We start from the raw sequence: 20,334 nt of genomic DNA, 5'->3' as shown, positions 1-20,334 counted from the left end.
AGCCAGTGTCGATCGTGGTTTTAAACTTTTGTATTTTACATTTAGGCGTTGCATAATTACGGGATGATTTATCGGGCTACGCCCCGCTACGCTAACACGCAGAGGCAAGAGAGGCGCAGAGAGAATAAGGAGTTTAAGATTTCAATAGATCGGGTTTCATCCCATGATTCAGCAAGGCCACATTTAATTATGTCTACCTACTTAGATGGAGCAACTAAGTTGAAATTATGGAGAGTAACAAATTTTCTAACTTTCAAACTTCCCTGAGTCCGCCATTTTCTTGGGAACAGGCGCAGGAGTTAATAAGTATATACGGTTCTCCACTTTATGTTTATGATGGCGATCGCTTACGCAAAACTATTGAGTATATAACTGGGGCTATCAGCTATCCTCATACACAATTTCGCTTTGCCAGCGTGACTAATGGTAACATTGCGCTGTTAAAAATTTTTCGCTCAGCTGGCTGGGGACTCCACGCTAATACGCCAGGAGATATTTTTCTCGGTTTGCAAGCGGGTTTCGATCCCAGTGAAATTGTCTACACTGGGAGCAATTTAAACCAGGCTGAGATGATACAAGTTCTCAATTGGGGAGTTACAACTCTCAATTTAGATAGCCTCGATCAGTTACGGTTGTGCTGCGAAATCTTAACTAACTGTACAACTTCCTCTTTTTCCCCCCGCCTGGGTTTGCGTGTTAATTTGCCAGAAATTACTGGAGATAGCCGCATTGGCGTGCGTCCTGAGGAATTTGCTGAGGCGATCGCTTTGGCTGGTGAGGTTGGAGTGAAGCTGAGTGGTTTACATTTCTATCGAGGGACGGGAACTAATGCTACAGCAGCTTTCACCCAAGTAATCGATCGAGTAATTGGGACAGCACAACTTTTGCCAGATTGGGAATATCTCGATTTTGGTGGTGGCTTTGGCTATCCCTACCATCACAATGCAGTAGGATTTGACTGGGAAATATTTGGGACTGAGTTGAGCGAGAAAATTGCATGTTTACCAAGGAAAATTGATCTGGTAATTGAACCGGGACGAGCTGCGATCGCTGGATGTGCAACAATGCTTGCTCAAGTTGTTTCTGTAAAATGGCAAGGAGATAAACAAATTCTCGGAGTTGACACCACCGTTGCGAATCTTCCAGTACCTTCAGTACACGGTACATACCGAGAAATCATCACCTGGCAAAGAGGACAAGGGGACAAGGGGACAAGGGGACAAGGAGAAATTGCTGCAAGTTGTCCCCCTACCTCCCCACCTCCCCATCTCCCCACCTCCCCATCTCCCCATCTCCCCACCTCCCCATCTCCCCATCTCCCCATCTCCCCACTCCCCACTCCCTACTCCCTATTCACAACCGATGTTTGCGGTAACACAACTTACTCCAGAGATTATCTAGGGAAAAATTGCCAACTCCCAGCATTAGAAATTGGTAATGTTATTGCCATTTTAGATGTGGGTGCTTATGGCTATGCTATGTCATCTCACTTTTTACACCGCCCTAAACCTGCGGAAGTTTTGTTAGAAAATGGCAGACATCGACTAATTCGCCAACGAGAAGACTACAATGTTTTGCTGGCGAATCAGGTGTTGGATAACTAAAGGTTCACTACTAATATCCAATAAAAATTATGAAGTGTATTAAATGCGGAACTGATAATAAATTAAAAGACCGAACAGCTAATCAAGGTCGGTGTTTACAATGCAATCATCCGTTTGCTTTTGAACCCACGAGTATGAGTAAAGTTAAAATTACTGACCCTCTTTTCGCCAAAGTTTTATCAGATATTTCTGTTAATAATACTTTATTTTTTACACCGAAACAATTATTTTATTTTTTAAATATGCGTCTTGGAGGGAGATCGTTTTCTTCAGGATTGAGTTTGTTTTTAAACTATGTATTCTTGAGCGGACTTATAGGTTTTTTGTCGGCTAGTGTAACAGGCGGCAATCATGAAATTGTCGTCTTATTACTGTTTATTTTTAATGCTATTTATATTTTTAAGATTTTTCAAGATAGCGATTCTAGTAAACTTAGCCTCAAAAGTCGCAGAGCCAATGCCAGAATTTTACAAATTATCGGAATTATCATTCTAGCTGGAGGAATATCTACCAGCATATTAACGATCGGTTCGTTCTATGCCTTTACCTTGAGCGTCCTCATGGGAATGGTATCGATATACTTGGGAACTCAACAGCTACAAAACTCAGGACTATCAACACAACAATTTTTATTTTCTCAAAACGAATTTGAAAATTGGATAAATCGCTGGCGACAAATTAATGGTTTAATTGTCAAAATTCTTCCTTCTCCACGCGAAGACAAAACCCTCGCTACATTTAATCCTGAAGTTACTGCTTACAGTTTCGATCGGTTAATAGTTTGCGATCGCGCTACTATTGCTCAACTATTAATCGCTAATAATTTCCATTTTGAAAATAACTGTGCAATTCTCAGCATCACTGGTTACCCTCAAGGTATTTTTGAAACTATGATGCAAATGCTACGCCGCAATCCCGATCTTAAAGTCTATGCTCTCCATGATTGCAGTCCCCAAGGAATCGGTTTAGTTCGCCATCTCCGCACTAGTCCTAAATGGTTTCAAGATAGCAATATTATAATTATTGATATTGGATTAACACCACGCCAAATTATTGCTGCTAAACGCGGAATGTTTATTCAAACTTCTCCAGAATCGGCGCAAGCAGCAAAAAAATTATCTGGAGAAATTCTTCAAAATCTCTCTACTGAAGAAATACAATTTTTAGAATCTGGAAAGTTTGTGGAGTTGGAATCTTTTAGCCCCCAAAGAATAATTCAAATTCTGCAAAAAGGTATTGCTGGTAGCCAAAACATCGAAAATACTGACAGCGGCTTGTTTTTAGCCGATAATGCAGGAAATGATATCTACGTTGTTCAAAGTTTTGGTTAATATCAAAATCCGATTTGATTATTGAAAAAATTGGCATTGCTGAATTTGAATATGAAATTCAAAAATTAACTCTTCTCAACTCTTACTCTCTGCGACTCTGCGCGACGCCACTTGCTTCAAGTCGGGGAACCCGCCCAACGCAGTGGCTCCTCTGCGTGAGTTAAATTCATATTTCCACTCACCAACGCCAAAAAATTTAAGTATCTGTAGGGTGCGTTATTGCGAAGCATAACGCACCAAATCCTTAAGAAGGGTGTCGTAATACGTATATTTCAAAAATCAAATATGAGTCCTATATCGGAATCCCATTAGCTGCGCGATCGCCAAAAGCCAACCCTCGGACTTCTGTTTGCGTCACCCTCAATCATTCTCCATAGTTTCAATTCAATATACTTGTGATCGACATTTCTTCGATGCTACCGTCTACAAGGTGACAGAGGATTTGAAAGGGTTTACTAACAATGAAATGTAGACACAAAGTCGGTTATGGTTTGACATCGCTGTTCGGTCTCAATTTAATATTTAGCTTAGTCGCACTTGATGGGGCAAATGGAACACCACCCAGAAGCCCAAATAAAAGTATCAATTGCGATATTTTAGTTGTGGGTGGGGGGCTATCCGGTGCGGCTACAGCTTATGAAGGATTACTCGCAGGACGAACTGTTTGCCTCACCGAAATTACTGACTGGCTGGGAGGACAAATTTCTGCCCAAGGGACATCTGCATTAGATGAACGTCCAACCCAACGGGCAAAGCAATTCTATTCTCGCGGTTATCTGGAATTGCGAAACCGCATTGAGCGTAAATACGGTAAACTGAATCCTGGTGATTGCTGGGTTAGTGAGTCTTGTTTTCTTCCCCGCGATGCTCATGCCATTTTGGCTCAGATGCTCAAAGATGCCGAAAAGCAGGGCAAAGGAAAGCTGCAATGGTTTCCTAACACGGTAATTAAGGATTTGGAAATCGGTGCTGATGGTAAATTAATTAATAGTGCGATCGCCATCCAACATCAACCAGCAAAAGACGCACCACCCCTTAACAGTTTAACTTTATCTCAAGTCATTGAAGACGCCTATCGCTACGATAACTCGTCTCTATTTACCAAAAATATTCTCCGTTTCATTCCCAAGCAAACTAAGGGAGATGCCCCCAAGTGGTATGTTGTAGACGCCAGCGAAACCGGGGAAATTATCGCCCTTGCTGATGTCCCCTACCGCTTAGGCATTGATGCCCGTTCTTACTTAGAACCTTCTGCTTCCAGCACCACCAACGATCCTTATTGCCCTCAAGGCTTTACCTACACCTTTGCAATGGAGGCAACTAAGGAACCGCAACCCCAGACAATGCCGCCATTTTATTTACAATACTCGCCATACTTTAGCTATGAATTAACACGACTGGCTAATTTTGACTTAGTTTTCACCTACCGTCGCATTTGGAGTCCCGACAAAGGGCAACCCACAAAATTTGGTGGTGTAACTTTTAATGCGGCGACGCCAGGGGATATTTCGATGCAAAACTGGACTTGGGGTAACGACTACCGCCCAGGAACAGCCAAGGATAACCTAATTTATACTCGCCAACAGTTACAAAGTACCGGACAGTTACAGCCAGGGGGTTGGATGGGAGGACTGCGGACAGAAACCCTCCGCAAAGGTGAAGAAAATGCCCTCTCTTACTATTACTGGTTGGTGGCTGGAACTACAGATTCTCAACTAGGAGAAGGTGTTAAGCAGCCGCGAACTAATAACCGCTTTCTGATGGGGCTAAAGTCGCCAATGGGCACAGTACATGGCTTATCGAAATATCCCTACATGCGAGAAGGACGCCGTATCATTGGCCGCCCTAGTTGGGGGCAGCCGGGAGGCTTTACTATTTGGGAAATTGATATTTCTCGCCGCAATTACAATGACGAATATTACCGCAAAACTCTGCCAGCAGATATGTATCGGCAATTAACAGCCGCACTAGCGGGGTTAGAAGCGACATCTGTAATTGCGGGGGAGATTTCACCAGACAAAGTAATGCGCCGGACTCGTTCTACCATCTTCCCCGACGCTGTGGGTATTGGTCACTACGCCATAGATTTCCATCCTTGTATGACCAACAGTCCCCCAGAAACCCCTGGTAATACAGAACGTGCAGGTGAAAGACGCGGTGCCGGTCAAGCTTATCCCTTCCAAATCGCCCTGAGAGCGATGATTCCCCAGAAAATTGACAATTTGCTGGTAGGAGGTAAAAGTATTGGCACTAGTCATATTGCCGCCGCCGCTTATCGAGTACATTCCTTTGAATGGTCGGCTGGTGCAGCTGCGGGAACCGTTGCTAGCTTTGCGATTAAAAATGCGATCGCACCTTACCAACTAGTCGATGACTTACCCAAACCAGAACCACAGCTAGAAGCACTCAAACGCTTGTTGGAAAAAAATGGTAACCCGACTGCCTTCCCGGATACATCTATTTTTAACCAAAACTGGGAAGATTGGCGATAAAGTATTGCGTGTTGGGTATTAGGTATTAGAAAACGATTTCTAGTTCCTAATTCCCAAAAACCTTTATTTTTGGCTCTATTTATTAACAGTTTCTTATCATAGAAGCAAGCCTGTAGACAAATTGATATCGATGCTTACTCGTATTAAAGACTTAGCAGCAAAACTAGCACCTCGCTTAATTGAAATTCGCCGCCACATTCACTCCCACCCCGAACTCAGCGGTCAGGAATACCAAACAGCTGCTTTTGTAGCTGGTGTTTTGTCTTCTAGTGGTTTGCACGTCCAAGAAGGGGTCGGTAAAACAGGCGTTATCGGCGAACTGCAAAACACTAGTCAAAATGAGCGTTTATTGGCAATTCGCACCGATATGGACGCTTTGCCAATTCAAGAGGCCACTAATTTGGAATATGCCTCTCGCACACCTGGTGTGATGCACGCTTGCGGTCACGATGTCCACACCACGGTGGGATTAGGAACGGCAATGATACTTGCCCAAATAGCAGAAGAATTGGGTGGTAAGGTGCGGTTTTTATTTCAGTCAGCCGAGGAAATTGCCCAAGGGGCAAGCTGGATGGTGAAAGATGGGGCGATGGAAAACGTCTCAGCTATATTAGGGGTTCATGTTTTTCCTTCTATACCCGCAGGTTCCATTGGGGTGCGTTATGGGGCGTTGACTGCTGCTGCTGACGATCTAGAAATTTTGATTATTGGCGAATCTGGACATGGGGCGCGTCCCCATGAAGCGATTGATGCCATTTGGGTTGCATCTCAAGTGATTACTGCATTGCAACAAGCCATCAGCCGCACCCAGAATCCCTTACGTCCTGTGGTGTTGAGCATTGGTAAAATTAATGGCGGCAGAGCGGCCAATGTGATTGCTGATAAAGTACAGTTATTGGGAACGGTGCGATCGCTTCATCCTGAAACCCGCGCCCATTTGCCAAATTGGATCGAAAATATTGTAGCTAGCGTCTGCCGTGCTTATGGAGCAAGCTATCAAGTTAATTATCGTCAGGGCGTACCTAGCGTTCAAAATGATTACGGTTTGACACAATTGCTACAATCAGCCGCAGAAGAAGCTTGGAGTAGCGATCGCGTTCAAGTCTTACCCGAACCGTCCCTTGGTGCCGAAGATTTTTCTATATATTTAGAACGCGTCCCTGGCTCAATGTTTCGCTTGGGTGTAGGCTACAAAGAAAGAATCGTTAACCACCCATTACACCATCCCCAATTTGAAGTTAATGAATCTGCCATTATCACTGGGGTTGTGACTATGGCTTACGCAGCTTATAAATATTGGCAACAGAATTTGGATTGTAAGCAATAGGTAATGAGAGTGTGGGAGGTGTGGGAGGTGTGGGAGGTGTGGGAGGTGTGGGAGGTGTGGGAGGTGTGGGAGGTGTGGGAAGTGTGGGAGGTGTGGGAGGAGAGGGAGGTGTGGGAGGTGTGGGAGGATAGTGAAGAAATCTTTCCCCCTTCTCTCCCCACACTCCCCACACTCCCCACACTCCCCCATCCCCCCACACTCCCCACACTCCCCCATCCCCCCACACTCCCCACACTCCCCACACTCCCCCATCCCCCCACACTCCCCACACTCCCCCATCTCCCCTTGTCCCCAGTCCTCAAAAATAAACAAAAACTCCTAACACATAGTGTTAGGAGTTGCTCTATTTACCTAGCAATTTCAGATCGCAACTAAGTCAGATTAGATCTTAGATTCAGTAACAACGCCTAATCTTTCTTGAATCCGGGCTTTAGCAGCTTTGAATTCAGTAGCGAGTTGCTCGCTTTGCTCGGTACTCAAGTTGTTGCGAATTCCAGCAAACATTGTGCTTTCTTCTTGACGAACGTGGTCGCCAACAATATCCATCAGTTCTTTGACTCTATCTTTAAATTCGGGTGCAGAGGGACTGATAGATTTAATTTGGTCTAACCGACGCTTCATATCGGCTTGTTCGTCATACAGTTCTTGGGTGTTGTCTTGCCCGTAGAAAGAACGTACTCTTGGGTAGACAACTTCTTCTTCAGCTTCAGCGTGAGCTGTGAGATCCTTGTAAATTTGACCGAAGTATTCTTGGATCTTTTGTGGATCGTTGCTTTGTAACAGTTCGGTAAACAGAGTATTTACCTTGTTGTGATCGAGGCGAATGACATCTTGGATATTCAAATCCTTTTTGTCACTATTTTGAGTGACAGCACTACCTACTACGCCACTTACCGCAGCCAAAGCATCTTGAACGCGTGCCCAAATTCCTTGATCTGCATCTTGTCCAGTTAGTTCGCGGACGCCGAGAATTTCTAGAATACCTTTGAGTTGCTCTTGGTGAGCGCGGTTTTCAAAGTTAACGGTATTCAAAGGCCCGATCGCCACTATTACATCAGCACCAACTTTTTGAGCGGCTTTGTGGACTATCAAACCACTCATTACAATTTGATGTTTCAGCAATTCATGTTGAGATACTTTTTCATATAGGCTTAGCTCTGAACCCTTAAACAATTCGCGAGCTTTTTCAATAAATTCTGTCACGTTTTTTTTGGGTTCAGCCTGAATGCCATACTGAGTAATTACAGTTTCCAAAACACCAAGATTTTTTTCATCATCTTTGATGAAATTGCGGATGCGATCGGCAATTTCGGAATCAAGTCCTTCTTTCAAAAGGAGTTGTTCATTTTCGATGACCAATTGTTGCAGCGCTTTGATACTTGCTAATTTCACAGCAATAGCATTGCGTTTCGTATCATCTAAACTAGCTACCATCCTGAGTTCTCCTCTAACAAAGTGTTTGGAATTATTGCTAATATCAGGTTTACATAGACGTTAGGGGGATTCCATCTTTCTTTTGAGCGATTGCCTTCACAACTGTGGGTAGAAAAATATCAAGTTTTTACTGCAAAATAAAAATATGAATCGGGGCGATCGCTTTGATTTGTAATTCCAATCAGGGCAACCTATTCACTATTCATTCAAGTTCAAGAGATTACCCATTCTGGAGCACAAAAAACTATGTCTCTAGGATGATTAAACTGCTCTACATTTCAATTGCATAATTAAGACAGACAAGATGTTCCAACCCCAAGACTTTAATCAAATTTAGATATACAAGGAAGCTGTGGAACAGCCGATGGATTTGCAATAGTTTTCCTAGATATGAACCACATCTACACATAGACGTAGGGACACAGCATTACTGTGTCCCTAACGCGTAGTCTATTCACCTGAAAATACCATCGAAAAAGCTCAACATCAAGAAACTTTTAAGCCTGTTCCCTATTCTCTGCCATAGACGCAATATTATAATAAATTGGTTTGTCTGAGTACTTAATTACTGCCCCATCGAAGGTGTGCGAAAAATTCTGCTGAATATAGGAATTCTGACCTTGGGTTGAGGTGCAGTTATATTAGCTTGAGAAACAGAAGTGTTACTCACTGTCTCAGATATCACAGTCGATTTGTTATCAGTAGAATTGACTAAATCACGCAATTGGATAGCAGAAGGTGAATTTGAAGATACAGAACTAATGTTGTCAGTATTTTGATTATCAGATTTTGCAGCCGTTTGAGCATGGCATGGAGCAATAGAGCAAGTCGAAATTGTTGCTAATACCAGCATTAGCAGCTTCCAAATATATTTTTGCATGGTGATTTGTCAAATTGGTTAATAAATATTCCAAGTTTTCAGAGCTTGTATTTGTTTTCTGTCTCAAAGGAAATCGCGATTTTACCCAGATAACTTATTGCGCTCTCAAATAAAGCCTGTTACCCATTTCTAGCTGTGACTAGAAATTAGTGCAACTTACAATATCAATAATTTAGTTATATTTGCTTTGATTTTAAACAGAAATATTACTGATTTAAAAAAAATCAATCTTCATCACAGCACTATCATTTTCTAGTTCAAATAAATTTCAATACAAAATTAATACATGTGAATTTTAATAATTTGTACTTTTGATGAAGTTGCTTCCGTAAATAAATACCTGTAAATGTTAAGGGACGGATAAAAACCTGAGTTTATTAGGTAAGTACCGAGAAAATTATTTGCCTATAAGCTTAAGATTTACAGCATTTTTTAGATAAATCAAGTACACAGGTAGGGGCGTACTGCTAAAACCCGTTTACTGAAAGCGTCTCTTAGAGAAGGGTACCACCGTACCCTACGGGTTCCGCAATTATCTGTACTTCACAAAGTTGCAATCTACTGCATGTGGATTTTTGAAGATTTACTAAGTAATAGGTAGAAGGGAAAAGCCAGTTGTTATTGGGGTTTTAAACTTTTGTAGTTTACATTAATTATGTCTACCTACTTATCCTTTTGAGAAACTTTACTAGCATCCGTTCAATCTTGGAAATTAAATTAGATTTTTCTGGTTTGTTGGCAGTTAACTAGTCAACAGGATGAGTGACTGTGCAATTTAAAAGCGTAATAGCTTAACATCCACACTTCTATTCTTTTAAGATTTATGAAATTTAGAACTCTCAAAAATCCCTTCGTACTCATACTAGTTAGCCTCTCTCTTTTGCAGACAGCTCATGCTCAAACTCCTGTAACTGAAACCTCCAAGTTATCTCAAGAAGCTTCTGTGCTTCGCAAACAGGGTGCAAATGGCTTGCAGATATTCCTCAAATCTCATGCCAATGAGTTAAACAACTATTCTTCAGGTAATGTTTTACCTTCTGCTGCACTGCGGACGGCTTTAGACGAACTCTGCCAACAACGGGACTGTTACGCCTCTCGTCTGTATTGGTATACAGACATCGAACAAGCCAAAGCTGCTGCCAAAATCAGCGGTAAACCCATTTTGTCTTTGCGCTTGTTGGGTAGACTCGATCGCGATTTGAGTTGTGCTAATAGTAGATTCTTTAGGGTAGCGCTATATCCCAATAGTGAAATTTCTCGGCTGCTTCAAGACCGCTTTATTTTGCACTGGGAATCAGTGCGCCCTGTACCGCAAGTTACAATTGATTTCGGTGATGGGCGCAAGTTGGAACGGACAATTACAGGCAATAGCATTCACTATATATTAGATGCATCCGGTCGCCCAATCGATGCAATTCCGGGGTTATACGGCCCTAAGGCGTTTCTACGGCAGTTACAGCAGGCTGAAGTAGTAGCAAAAAACTATAGCAAACTTACACCAGGCGATCGCGAGGCTTTTTTAAGAAAATACCACAGCGATCGCTACAATTCCATCCAAGCCCAATGGCTTGCAGACTTATCCCGCTTGGGTATTCAGTCTCCTCCAAAGTTAGTAGAATCTCCCAGTAATTCCACTCAACCACCAACAGCCCAAATCGCAGGTTCTCTGGCAGTTTCTAAAATGAGAGTTGAAACACCAATGCTCACTGCTCTCCAGCCCAATACCCAACAAAATCAAAAGGCTTTAGCTGAAATTACCGACCAAGAAACTTGGAACAAAATTGCTCAACTGTATGCCAGCGATGCCAAGTTAGATCGAAACAGCATTTCTTTAATTAAAGCTAAAAAGTCTCAACCTGCCAACACTCCAAAAGATAATTTACCGATAATAGTGAAAAATTTTGAGGCTGCAATGGCTTTAGATACAGTCAGAAATGAATATATATTGCACAGCCAAATTCATCAATGGTTTATGGAAGGTAACCAAACAAAGAATGTGAAAACGCTCAATCAGCAAGTATACGCCCAACTATTTTTAACTCCTAGTTCTGACCCTTGGTTGGGGCTTTTTCCTAACGATAGCTACAGCGCAATTGATAATGATGGCATTCGTTAAGTTAATTTTGGATTTGGGATTGGGAATCGCTTTTTCTATCTCGGTTAGAGTAGTGCATTTTTCAGCATATTTGTCAAAGCGATCGCTTATTCCGCATCTAGTTTGCATATCTAAATTTCCTGAAACTATTGTGGGGTGGGCCGAAAAGCCCGCCCTAATTCTGCAAATGATTTTGTTACAAGTAAGTGGACACAATTATTTAGAAGACGCATTTCGACTGCGCTCAATGCTCGAACCTTGAGAAAATGAGGGTTGAGTTTCGACTACGCGGTAATCGAGCGTTCGCGTAGCGTCTCGTAGAGAAGTCGAGATTCAACTTCCGCGAAGTCGAAACCCGGCAACCTCTTTTTTAGTTTAATTTAGTCCTTCTACTTAGCAATTCAAATAATTTTTGGAATACATGCAATACTGTTCGGATAAAATCCCCCCGCCTGTGGCGACCCCTTAAAAAGGCGGTAATTAGAAGAAAAAGTCCCCCAATTTATCGGGGGGTTGGGGGGATCTTCGAGGGATAAACACGTTAACTGAACCGTATTGGGAACACATGAATTATTCATAAGGACACAACAATGTTGTGCCCCTACCTAAGTGTCACATTCTTTTTCCAAATTAGTATTAGTCTTCTGTTTTTTATGCTTTAGGGCAATGCTGCATAGAAATAGGTAGGGGCGAACTATATGCCCCTACAGACAATTCATAATTTTGCCAAGATTTTTGTAAATAAATTTGGAATTGAATTGCCAATCTAAAATTGCAAATCTTAAATCCAAAATTTTAAGTCGGCACTAATTCTCCAGGACGCAACTTCGACCATTTACCCATTTCCCGCTTAAAACTCAAACAACCAACAACGTCCCATTCCATTTCAATCACATCATCTTTAGTCCGGATGTTGACGTTGATAGAAGGTTCATTCGGATCAAAATCTGGTGTTTCGGTCAAGTGGGGTTGTTGGTGCTGCCCTTCTACGGCATGATAGGTGAGACAGCGGTCTACATAGTGGCAGTTCACGCAAATACACATAATAGAACCAACTCCAGGGGCCTTTATTGTTAATCTAGCTTAAGCTGGAGTCTTATTCATTAGTTGCTGGGTTGATTTTTATTACAATGCATTCTTCTGTTGCTTCTACCCTAGCTCCCGAAAATTGGCCTTTTAGCTTGGTGTTATTGCCACAACCCGCTTATATGGTGGGTGGTGCCGTTCGCGATGCCATGCTTGGCAGAACTCGCGAATACTTGGATCTAGATTTTGTAATCCCATCTGACGCGGTAAAGGTAGCAAAAGCGATCGCCCATCATTATAATGCTGGGTTTGTCTTACTCGATGCACAACGACAAATCGCCCGTGTGGTTTTTCCCCACGCCACGGCTGATTTTGCCCAACAAGAAGGAGACAGTTTAGAGGTTGACTTGCACAGACGGGATTTTACAATAAATGCGATCGCCTACAATCCCCACACCCAAGAAATCATCGATCCTCTACAAGGCTATGCAGATTTACAACAAGGCATTTTGCGAATGGTATCACCTGCAAACCTCGAAGACGATCCTTTGCGGTTAATGCGAGCTTATCGCCAAGCTGCCCAACTGAATTTTACTATCGAGCCAGCGACCCAAACCACAATTCGTTCTTTGGCATCACACATCAGCAAAGTTGCAGCAGAACGATTCCGGGTAGAAATCGGTTATTTATTGGCAAATTCTCAGGGTACTCCCTGGATAACAAGTGCTTGGGAAGATGGTTTAGTTAAACCTTTCTTCAAAAGCGCCACCCGTGAAAGTTTAAATAAACTAGCAGCTGTTGACGATGCAGCAGTTTTACTCGCTCAAAATTGGCAACAACTGGGAGTACAACTACAAGCATGTGTCCGGGATACCATCAAAACAACTTGGTTAGCCATTGCTAAACTTGCTTGTCTTGTCAACCCAGATCCAGAATTAGCAGAAATAGAATTACAGGAACTTACCTACAGTCGTGCTGAAATTCGCGGTGTAAGCACTGCTTTAAAATTATCCCCGCAGCTGAAAGTGGCAAATATGTCTTTGCGAGAACAATACTTTTTGTTCCAAGATGCAGATATTGTGTTTCCTGCCACGGTAGCACTAGCCGTAGCATCTAATAATTTGGTAGAGGCGATGTCTGGCAACAAGCAGCTAAACACAGCAGTCGCTACAACAGAGGAAGCCTATGCAACGCGTTGCCTTGTCTTTGCACCTTTAATCAACCGCTACCTTAACCCTGACGATCTGGTCGCTCATCCCACTACATTAGTCAGTGGGAAGGAGTTGATTATAGCACTAGATATTCCAGCTTCACCAATAGTAGGCAAATTGTTAACAGAAATTGCGATCGCACAAGCTGAGGGGAAAGTTTCCACAGCAACAGAGGCGATCGCATTGGCACATCAGTTGATTGAGGCGGAGGGGCAGAGGGGCAGAGGAGCAGGGGAGGCAGGGGAGACAAGGGGACAAGGAGAGAAGTTGGAGCGGAGGAAACCTCCGCTCCAAACTTCGGAGGACAAGGGGAGATAGGGAGCAGAGGAGAGTTGTTGTACAAGTTCTTTCTTCTCTGCCCCCCTGCCTCTTTCCTATGCCCAATGCCCAATGCCCAATTATTATTTTATGCATAACCTAACTTTCTTTTCCGATTACTTAGTTGCGAGTCTGCGTCTAACTGTACCTCTAGCATTTGCCGCACTTGGCGGGTTGTATTCGGAACGTTCGGGAGTGCTAAATATTGCCCTAGAAGGGATGTTACTGACTGGAGCTTTTAGTAGTGCCGTTGCTACTTTTTACACAGGTAATGTTTGGGTTGGTGTCTTTGCAGCTTTGATTGCTGGGGGTTTGGTTGGTCTACTTCATGCTTTTTTGTGTGTAACTTTGCGTGTTGACCAGCTGGTATCAGGTTTAGCAATTAATCTCGTAGCTTCAGGGATGACATCGTTTCTGGCGCGGTTGGTGTTTAGCGGTGCTAGTACTCAAAGATTACCGGGAATTGAAGCGATAGTTATTCCTGGTCTTGGTAATATTCCGCTGTTGGGGCCGTTGCTATTTCAACAAAATATTTTTGTATATTTACTAGTTTTATTAGTAATTATAAGTACATATATTTTATTTCGTACAAGCTTTGGTTTGACTTTACGAGCGGTGGGAGAACATCCTCAGGCAGCGAAAACAGCTGGAATAAACGTAGAATCAGTGAGGTATTGGGCGGTGGCGATCGCCGGCTGTCTTGCAAGTTTGGGAGGTGCGAATCTCGCTTTAGTGCAAGTAAGATTTTTTACGGAAAACATGAGTGCTGGCAAAGGATTTATTGCGATCGCCGCTTTAATTTTTGGTAGGTGGCATCCTGTAAGCACTGCTTTGGCTTGTTTGTTATTTGGCGCTACAGAAGCCTTGCAGTTGCGAATTCAGGCGTTAGGGGCAAATATACCTTATCAATTTCTGGTGATGTTACCTTATGCGATCGCAATTTTGGCATTGGTAAGTAAGACTGGTAAATCTGTAACCCCAAAAGCATTAGGTATTCCCTATTTGCCTGAAAATCGCGATCGGTAGGGGTTTAGGAATACTAAATACTTATAAAGTATGTGCTTTTTAGAACACATTTTTTATCAATATGTAATTTTAAATTAACAGCGATCGTTTATTCCACTTTTGCGGGAACACTAGATAAAACTTTTTAGTCGTTAAGCAAGCACAGATTGAATATTGAAGGCTTAACTAAAAATTTAGAGGTCAAAAAAATCAGAATTCATTAGTAGAAAAACCATCGCTAATTGTAGGTCGCTAGATGTTTTATTTAGCGAGTAATAATTATGTGTACTTATCTCCAAAAACTATATAATTTCCGTGCTAATTCTGGTTGATGACACTGCACTTTGTTGAGACGTTTTTATGAGCCAACTATATTTTATCTCAGTATATAAATGTAGCTTAAGTAGACCGCATCAAACTAGCTTTCAGTAAGTTTGATGTGTGTATGTCCCTTGCCCTGAGCTACTTAGCGCTTTCTAATCAAGAGCTTGAGAGTTTAAATTTTCTAAAAATTATAGTTCGCAAACTTATACTTAATTTCATCGTCAATAAGTTAATTATTTGACAAGATAGAGCTTACAAAATAAGCTCTAACGATACAAACTTTGTCGAAAAAATTACAAGTTTGATATAAAGAATTATTTCAAAAGATACAGGATTTTTACAAAATTTTTCTGAAAATTTTTCCGGAATTATTTATCACAAATTTGGAGCTAACACTGTACAAAATACTCAAGTTAGGTGAGTAATGAATAGTCAAATTTTTCAGAAAAGAAGTGTTAACTTTGTTAAAGCTTTTCTAGCTGCGGCAACACTGATTACGGCTTCCATAGGCCCGGCTCTTGCTAACGACAAAGTTGAAATTTTAGGCGCACAATATGGTGGTAATGGTTGCCCCGATGGTTCTGCTAGCGTCAGCGTCAGTCCCGATGGTCAAGAGCTAAGTATTTTATTCGATCGATTTATCGCTGTGGGGAATAAGTCAGCAGAAAGACGCAAAAGCTGTAATTTGAGCATTCCGATTCAAGTACCGCAAGGCTTTCAAATTTCCCTATATGACGCCGATTATCGGGGGTATGTTGCTCCCTCTACAATTGGCAGACTCAGAGCCGAATACTTTTTTGCTGGTCAGCGCGGCCCTGTTTTTTCTAGGGTGTTTAACGGCGAAACTGACTACAACGTTCGAGACCAGTTAGTGACTGTGGCTGATGTCTGGTCGCGCTGTGGCGACAGTGTAAATATGCGGGTAAATGCTGCGATGACCGCCAGTGGTCAAGGGATGGCTACTGTTGACTCCTTTGACCTTGCCCATCGTGGTTTGGTTTATCACATCAAATATCGTCAGTGTCGTTAAGTTTTTTCCAAGCTGGGAGTAACCAAACTCTCAGCTTTGGAAAGGCTAATTGACACGCAAGTAAGTAGTGGATAAGGCAGGGGGTCAGGGAGCAGGAGGTAAAAGGATTTGAGCTTGTTTACTTTTATTTACACAGTTTGGTTTTATGTGCCGACTTACTTACAACATTTTTATTTTTACTTTATAAATAGCCTTTAACTGTCAATCTGCTGCTAAGTCAATCAGTTAAATTTTTGAAGTTTTCCTCGAAGATACATTTCAGGTAATAGATTTTAAAACAACAATAATTCCAGTACGACCTGTTGCTAAATTTGTATTCGTCATCAAGTCAAGGACAGGTTTACCAACAATTTGCTCTATTATTTTTTTCAATTGTGGTTTAATTAATTTATCTAAATATAATCGGACTTGTTCGGCTAAGTTGTCATAGCCTCCTTGAAGTAGAGTTTCTTCAACGCGCGTAACAGAGTTTTCTAAAGAAATTACAATTTCGGTATCAAAAAAATGGCAAATAATTTGGGTAGGAGGCTGTCCCAATCTTTCATTATATAAATTTTTAACCTGGTCTGATATTTCTGTTTCTAGTTGTCCAATAGTAGGTTGTATCATTAGTAGTTAAAGTAGAATATTCATTTTTAGAGTCTCCAAGTTAGGAGTTTTGAAAATTATACTATATCAGGTAATATTCTGAGAATTGTATCGATGCTTTAGATTAAGTTCGTGTATCAATGTAATGTATTTAAGATGACTTTTCAGGAAAACAATCCCACATAGTAGAAGTGTCAATTATTAATCAATGATGTGTATTTAATTACTACTCGTTCGTCTTTAGCTCTATGAGTAATTAGTTATTTTGTACCAAACAAGCGATCGCCTGCATCTCCCAATCCTGGGATAATATAACCATGCTCGTCCAAATGCTCATCAATGGCAGCAGTATACAGCGGTACATCAGGATGCGCTTGGCAGAAACGCTCAATACCTTTCGGTGCAGCAAGTAAGCAGACAAACTTAATTGATAGCGGATTAGTTGATTTCAGGCGTTCCACAGCTGCCACAGCTGAATTCCCAGTAGCCAGCATTGGATCGACCACAAGCATATCGCGCTTGTCAACATCATGAGGAACTTTGAAATAATACTCAATAGGAATTAGAGTCTTGGGGTCACGATATAAACCAATATGCCCCACCCTTGCTGATGGTATTAACTCTAACATCCCATCCAAAATTCCTTGTCCCGCACGCATCACAGAGACTAACACCAATTTTTTATCGGGAGCCAGCATTGGTGCATTCATCGAAGCTAATGGTGTTTGAATTTGTTCGGATTTCAGCGGTAAATCTCGCGTGACTTCATAAGCCAATAACAGGCTAATTTCTTTGAGAAGAGTGCGAAATTTCGTGGTGCTGGTTTCAGCTTTCCGCATCAGCGTTAGTTTGTGCTGAATCAAGGGATGTTGAATTAATGTTACTTGGTTGTGCATATTTTGTAGTTTGTTGACTGTCCACGGTTAACAATCAACGATTGCTATAGCTACTTGCGATAAAATTTGATAGTTAAAATACTGTACCATCACTATCTATTTGGATAGGTGATGTACCACCTGTTCTGAGTTCAGCGGCAATTTTTCGCCCAGCCGTCCATGTTCCACCTTGGAGAATTTTCACTAATGGCATTTCTTCGGGAGTCATATGCAACTTTTCGCGCACTGTAGTGGCAATATAATCTAAGAGAATCACCGTCAAAGCCCGCCATTCAACTATAACTTCTGACGCTACTGAATGGGGCGATCGCCAAATCTCTAAATCTTTCACATTAATAAGTCCCAAATCAATACACAATCCCCCATTTCGGTATTCTGGTAATCCTGTAAGGGCATCTAAACCTGTAATTATTAAACCGAGTTCCTGTAGTGGTTCTAATAAAGAATATGTCAGCCATTGAGACAATTTGTGAAAAGGTACTAAACCATCATCGCTAACAGCTGGATGTCGCCAAACATCTCCCAAATTTACCCCAGCAACTTCTAATCTCCCAGGCCAAATTTCACTAAATCCTTCTAAAGCTCCACTAAAAACTGTTGCAGCTGCTAACTGTCCATTTTCAGATTTACCCAAAAGATAATTTACCAAATTCCCTGGACGAGGGTTTTCGTTACCAAACAAATTAGGTGAAGAGGCTACAGCTTGTCCTAATTTTTGCAATAATTTTAAACGCCCAGAAATTCCCACTAGACGATTTTCTGCGTTTACCTGAAAACCTGTGGCGAGTTCTGCTTCTGTAAATCCTTGCAATTTTTGAGCATCTACTTGGGGCAAATTATGGCTGGAAAAAGCACCTTCACAAAACATTTGAAAACTGGCTACAGCCAAACCTTCCGATCGCCCCAATTTTAACCCAGTTTCTTGTTCGTGATAACGCCAGTTGTTACCCGCACCCGCATCCAACAACACACTAACAATTGCCAAATCAAACTTAGCAGCAGCTTTTTCCAGAGGCGTTAGTCCTGCCAACTGAGTATCTAAGACAGCTAAACGCGCTACACCCCCAGCCTCAAAATGTCGCCAACGGCTATGAAATGGAATTTGCAAATCTGGGTAATCACAACGCATGACTTCAATTACATAATCTGCAACTTTTGTCAATTGCGTTAAATCGCAATTAAAATAACGCGATTTTCCCTCATTCGCCATTGTAAAGAGTTGGCCGCATCGTTCCCGAATCGCCACTGGGGAACGAAGATATGTAATTAGTTTATGAGTCATTAATCATTAGTCATTAGTCATTGGTCATTGGGCATGGGTCAAGCAGCAGGTGTGGGAGGAAGGGGAAGAGGGGGAAGCATAAATTCTCTTTCCTCCCACACTCCCCACACTCCCCACACTCCCCACCTCCCTACTCTACCAAGCCTCGACCTTTCACCTCAGCCAAGCCATCAGCATCTAAGACATCGCCTGTGGTGTAATATCCAGCGGCTTTTTTCGCCTCGATTTCTACGCGTGCATCTTGGGGAATTAAATCTTCTGGGATTGGTATTCTTTCTACAATCTCAATTCCCGCCTGGGTGATGGCATTGTATTTCATATTACTCATGGACACCATGCGGTCAATGCGGGTAATACCCAGCCAATGTAAAACATCTGGCATCAATTCTTGGAAGCGCATATCTTCGACGCCAGCGACACATTCGGTGCGGGCAAAGTAGGCATCAGCGCGATCGCCTCCTTCTTGACGCTTCCTAGCGTTGTATACTAAGAATTTTGTCACCTCTCCTAAGGCGCGGCCTTCTTTACGACAATAGATAATTACACCCACCCCGCCTGACTGTGCAGTTTGAACGCATACTTCAATTCCATGTACCAAGTAGGGACGACAGGTGCAAATATCTGAGCCAAATACGTCAGAACCGTTGCATTCATCATGAACTCGCACGGCTACGGGTTTATTGGGATCGGCGATCGCAGCAATATCGCCGACAATGTATACTGTCACGCCTCCAATTGGCGGCAAAAACACCTCCAAATCCGAACGCGTCACCAATTCCGGAAACATCCCGCCGGTTTGTTCAAATAAAGCGCGGCGCAATTGCGCCTCTGAAATGCCAAAACGCTTGGCAATTCCTGGTAAATACCAAACTGGTTCAATGGCGGCTTTAATGACAACTAAATCGCCACCCGATTTCATAATTTTGCCATCTACCTGCAAGCGCCCTTTGTCTATCGCATCTTGCAGTTCCGGCATATTAATGTGAGCTTTCGTGATGGCGATGGTGGGACGAATATCATACCCCTGTTGGTAATAGGATGAAAATACCTCAGATGCGATCGCCCCAAATGGATCGAGAGATACTATCTTCTCGGCATCAAACCAACTGGGGTAAGGGCCGATATGCTCTACTGGAGATGTATTTGTCAAATCGGCTCTCCGATCTGACTGCAAAGCACCGCTAGCCACTGCTAGAGCGCGATAAATCGCATAACTTCCAGAATGAGTGCCAATGACGTTGCGATGTGCTTGCTTAGTCAGAGTGGCAATAATCGGCCCCCTTTGCATGGGATCGTCTGCCCCCCATTGAATGGGAACTGGCTTAGGGCCAAAGCTACTAGGATGGGAAGTAAGAACAATATGCCTGGAAACGTCGTTTTGCTTTGGCATAGTCGGGAATTTTTTGTAATGTTTTTATGAACTATTAGTTACTAAGGAATTGTCAACTACCTATAGTTAGTTTTTATTTTTAAAAGCGTGACATCCCTACC

General features: G+C 42.3%; 15 protein-coding genes. 8 read left to right on the top strand and 7 right to left on the bottom strand.

Annotation, left to right across the window (positions count from 1 at the left end):
• Nucleotides 1-227: 227 nt before the first annotated feature.
• From NSTC745_RS19460 to NSTC745_RS19445, 4 genes are all read left to right on the top strand, one after another.
• On the top strand, nt 228-1,604 hold the full coding sequence (locus NSTC745_RS19460; RefSeq protein ID WP_445632393.1) for a diaminopimelate decarboxylase family protein: 1,377 nt from the start codon (nt 228-230) through the stop codon (nt 1,602-1,604).
• A gap of 134 nt (nt 1,605-1,738) precedes the next feature.
• A complete protein-coding gene (locus tag NSTC745_RS19455; protein WP_445632392.1) occupies nt 1,739-2,935 on the top strand; it encodes a hypothetical protein in 1,197 nt (398 codons plus the stop codon).
• Nucleotides 2,936-3,396: 461 nt separating this feature from the next.
• Nucleotides 3,397-5,427 carry an FAD-dependent oxidoreductase gene (locus tag NSTC745_RS19450; RefSeq protein WP_445632391.1) on the top strand — a complete coding sequence of 677 codons (2,031 nt, stop codon included), beginning with the start codon at nt 3,397-3,399 and terminating at the stop codon, nt 5,425-5,427.
• A gap of 130 nt (nt 5,428-5,557) precedes the next feature.
• Nucleotides 5,558-6,754, top strand: coding sequence for a M20 family metallopeptidase (locus NSTC745_RS19445; RefSeq protein ID WP_445632390.1), 1,197 nt, complete (start codon nt 5,558-5,560; stop codon nt 6,752-6,754).
• A gap of 381 nt (nt 6,755-7,135) precedes the next feature.
• Here the strand turns inward: NSTC745_RS19445 and NSTC745_RS19440 are convergent, their stop codons facing one another.
• Together NSTC745_RS19440 and NSTC745_RS19435 are read right to left on the bottom strand one after the other, a co-directional pair.
• Nucleotides 7,136-8,188 (bottom strand): hemerythrin domain-containing protein, encoded by a 1,053-nt coding sequence (locus NSTC745_RS19440; protein WP_445632389.1) that lies wholly within the window; start codon nt 8,186-8,188, stop codon nt 7,136-7,138.
• 565 nt (nt 8,189-8,753) lie between these two features.
• Complete coding sequence (locus tag NSTC745_RS19435; RefSeq protein ID WP_445632388.1) at nt 8,754-9,068, bottom strand: hypothetical protein; 315 nt, start codon at nt 9,066-9,068, stop codon at nt 8,754-8,756.
• A gap of 823 nt (nt 9,069-9,891) precedes the next feature.
• On the opposite strand from NSTC745_RS19435, the gene NSTC745_RS19430 reads away from it, so the two are divergent.
• Nucleotides 9,892-11,184, top strand: coding sequence for a hypothetical protein (locus NSTC745_RS19430; RefSeq protein ID WP_445632387.1), 1,293 nt, complete (start codon nt 9,892-9,894; stop codon nt 11,182-11,184).
• Nucleotides 11,185-11,958: 774 nt separating this feature from the next.
• Here the strand turns inward: NSTC745_RS19430 and NSTC745_RS19425 are convergent.
• Nucleotides 11,959-12,207 carry a Ycf34 family protein gene (locus NSTC745_RS19425; RefSeq protein ID WP_190958542.1) on the bottom strand — a complete coding sequence of 83 codons (249 nt, stop codon included), beginning with the start codon at nt 12,205-12,207 and terminating at the stop codon, nt 11,959-11,961.
• A gap of 86 nt (nt 12,208-12,293) precedes the next feature.
• On the opposite strand from NSTC745_RS19425, the gene NSTC745_RS19420 reads away from it, so the two are divergent.
• From NSTC745_RS19420 to NSTC745_RS19410, 3 genes are all read left to right on the top strand, one after another.
• The gene (locus NSTC745_RS19420; protein WP_445632386.1) at nt 12,294-13,718 is read left to right on the top strand and encodes a CCA tRNA nucleotidyltransferase; all 1,425 of its coding nucleotides are present in this window, start codon (nt 12,294-12,296) and stop codon (nt 13,716-13,718) included.
• 90 nt (nt 13,719-13,808) lie between these two features.
• Nucleotides 13,809-14,744 carry an ABC transporter permease gene (locus tag NSTC745_RS19415; protein WP_445632385.1) on the top strand — a complete coding sequence of 312 codons (936 nt, stop codon included), beginning with the start codon at nt 13,809-13,811 and terminating at the stop codon, nt 14,742-14,744.
• Between the two features lie 727 nt (nt 14,745-15,471).
• A complete protein-coding gene (locus NSTC745_RS19410) occupies nt 15,472-16,077 on the top strand; it encodes a DUF4360 domain-containing protein (RefSeq protein WP_445632384.1) in 606 nt (201 codons plus the stop codon).
• A gap of 258 nt (nt 16,078-16,335) precedes the next feature.
• On the opposite strand, the gene NSTC745_RS19405 is transcribed toward NSTC745_RS19410, so the two are convergent.
• From NSTC745_RS19405 to NSTC745_RS19390, 4 genes are all read right to left on the bottom strand, one after another.
• The gene (locus tag NSTC745_RS19405) at nt 16,336-16,686 is read right to left on the bottom strand and encodes a DUF2294 domain-containing protein (protein WP_445632383.1); all 351 of its coding nucleotides are present in this window, start codon (nt 16,684-16,686) and stop codon (nt 16,336-16,338) included.
• Between the two features lie 239 nt (nt 16,687-16,925).
• A complete protein-coding gene (gene upp, locus NSTC745_RS19400) occupies nt 16,926-17,561 on the bottom strand; it encodes a uracil phosphoribosyltransferase (RefSeq protein ID WP_445632382.1) in 636 nt (211 codons plus the stop codon).
• A gap of 73 nt (nt 17,562-17,634) precedes the next feature.
• Entirely contained in the window at nt 17,635-18,843 is a 1,209-nt protein-coding gene (locus NSTC745_RS19395; protein WP_445632381.1) for a URC4/urg3 family protein, read from the bottom strand.
• A 130-nt stretch (nt 18,844-18,973) separates the two neighbouring features.
• Entirely contained in the window at nt 18,974-20,233 is a 1,260-nt protein-coding gene (locus NSTC745_RS19390; RefSeq protein WP_445632380.1) for a GTP cyclohydrolase II, read from the bottom strand.
• Nucleotides 20,234-20,334: the final 101 nt, after the last annotated feature.

It is taken from the genome of Nostoc sp. DSM 114161, from assembly GCF_052692665.1.
The sequence above is the reverse complement of the archived record's forward strand: the minus strand, read 5'-3'. Positions and strand labels throughout refer to the sequence as shown.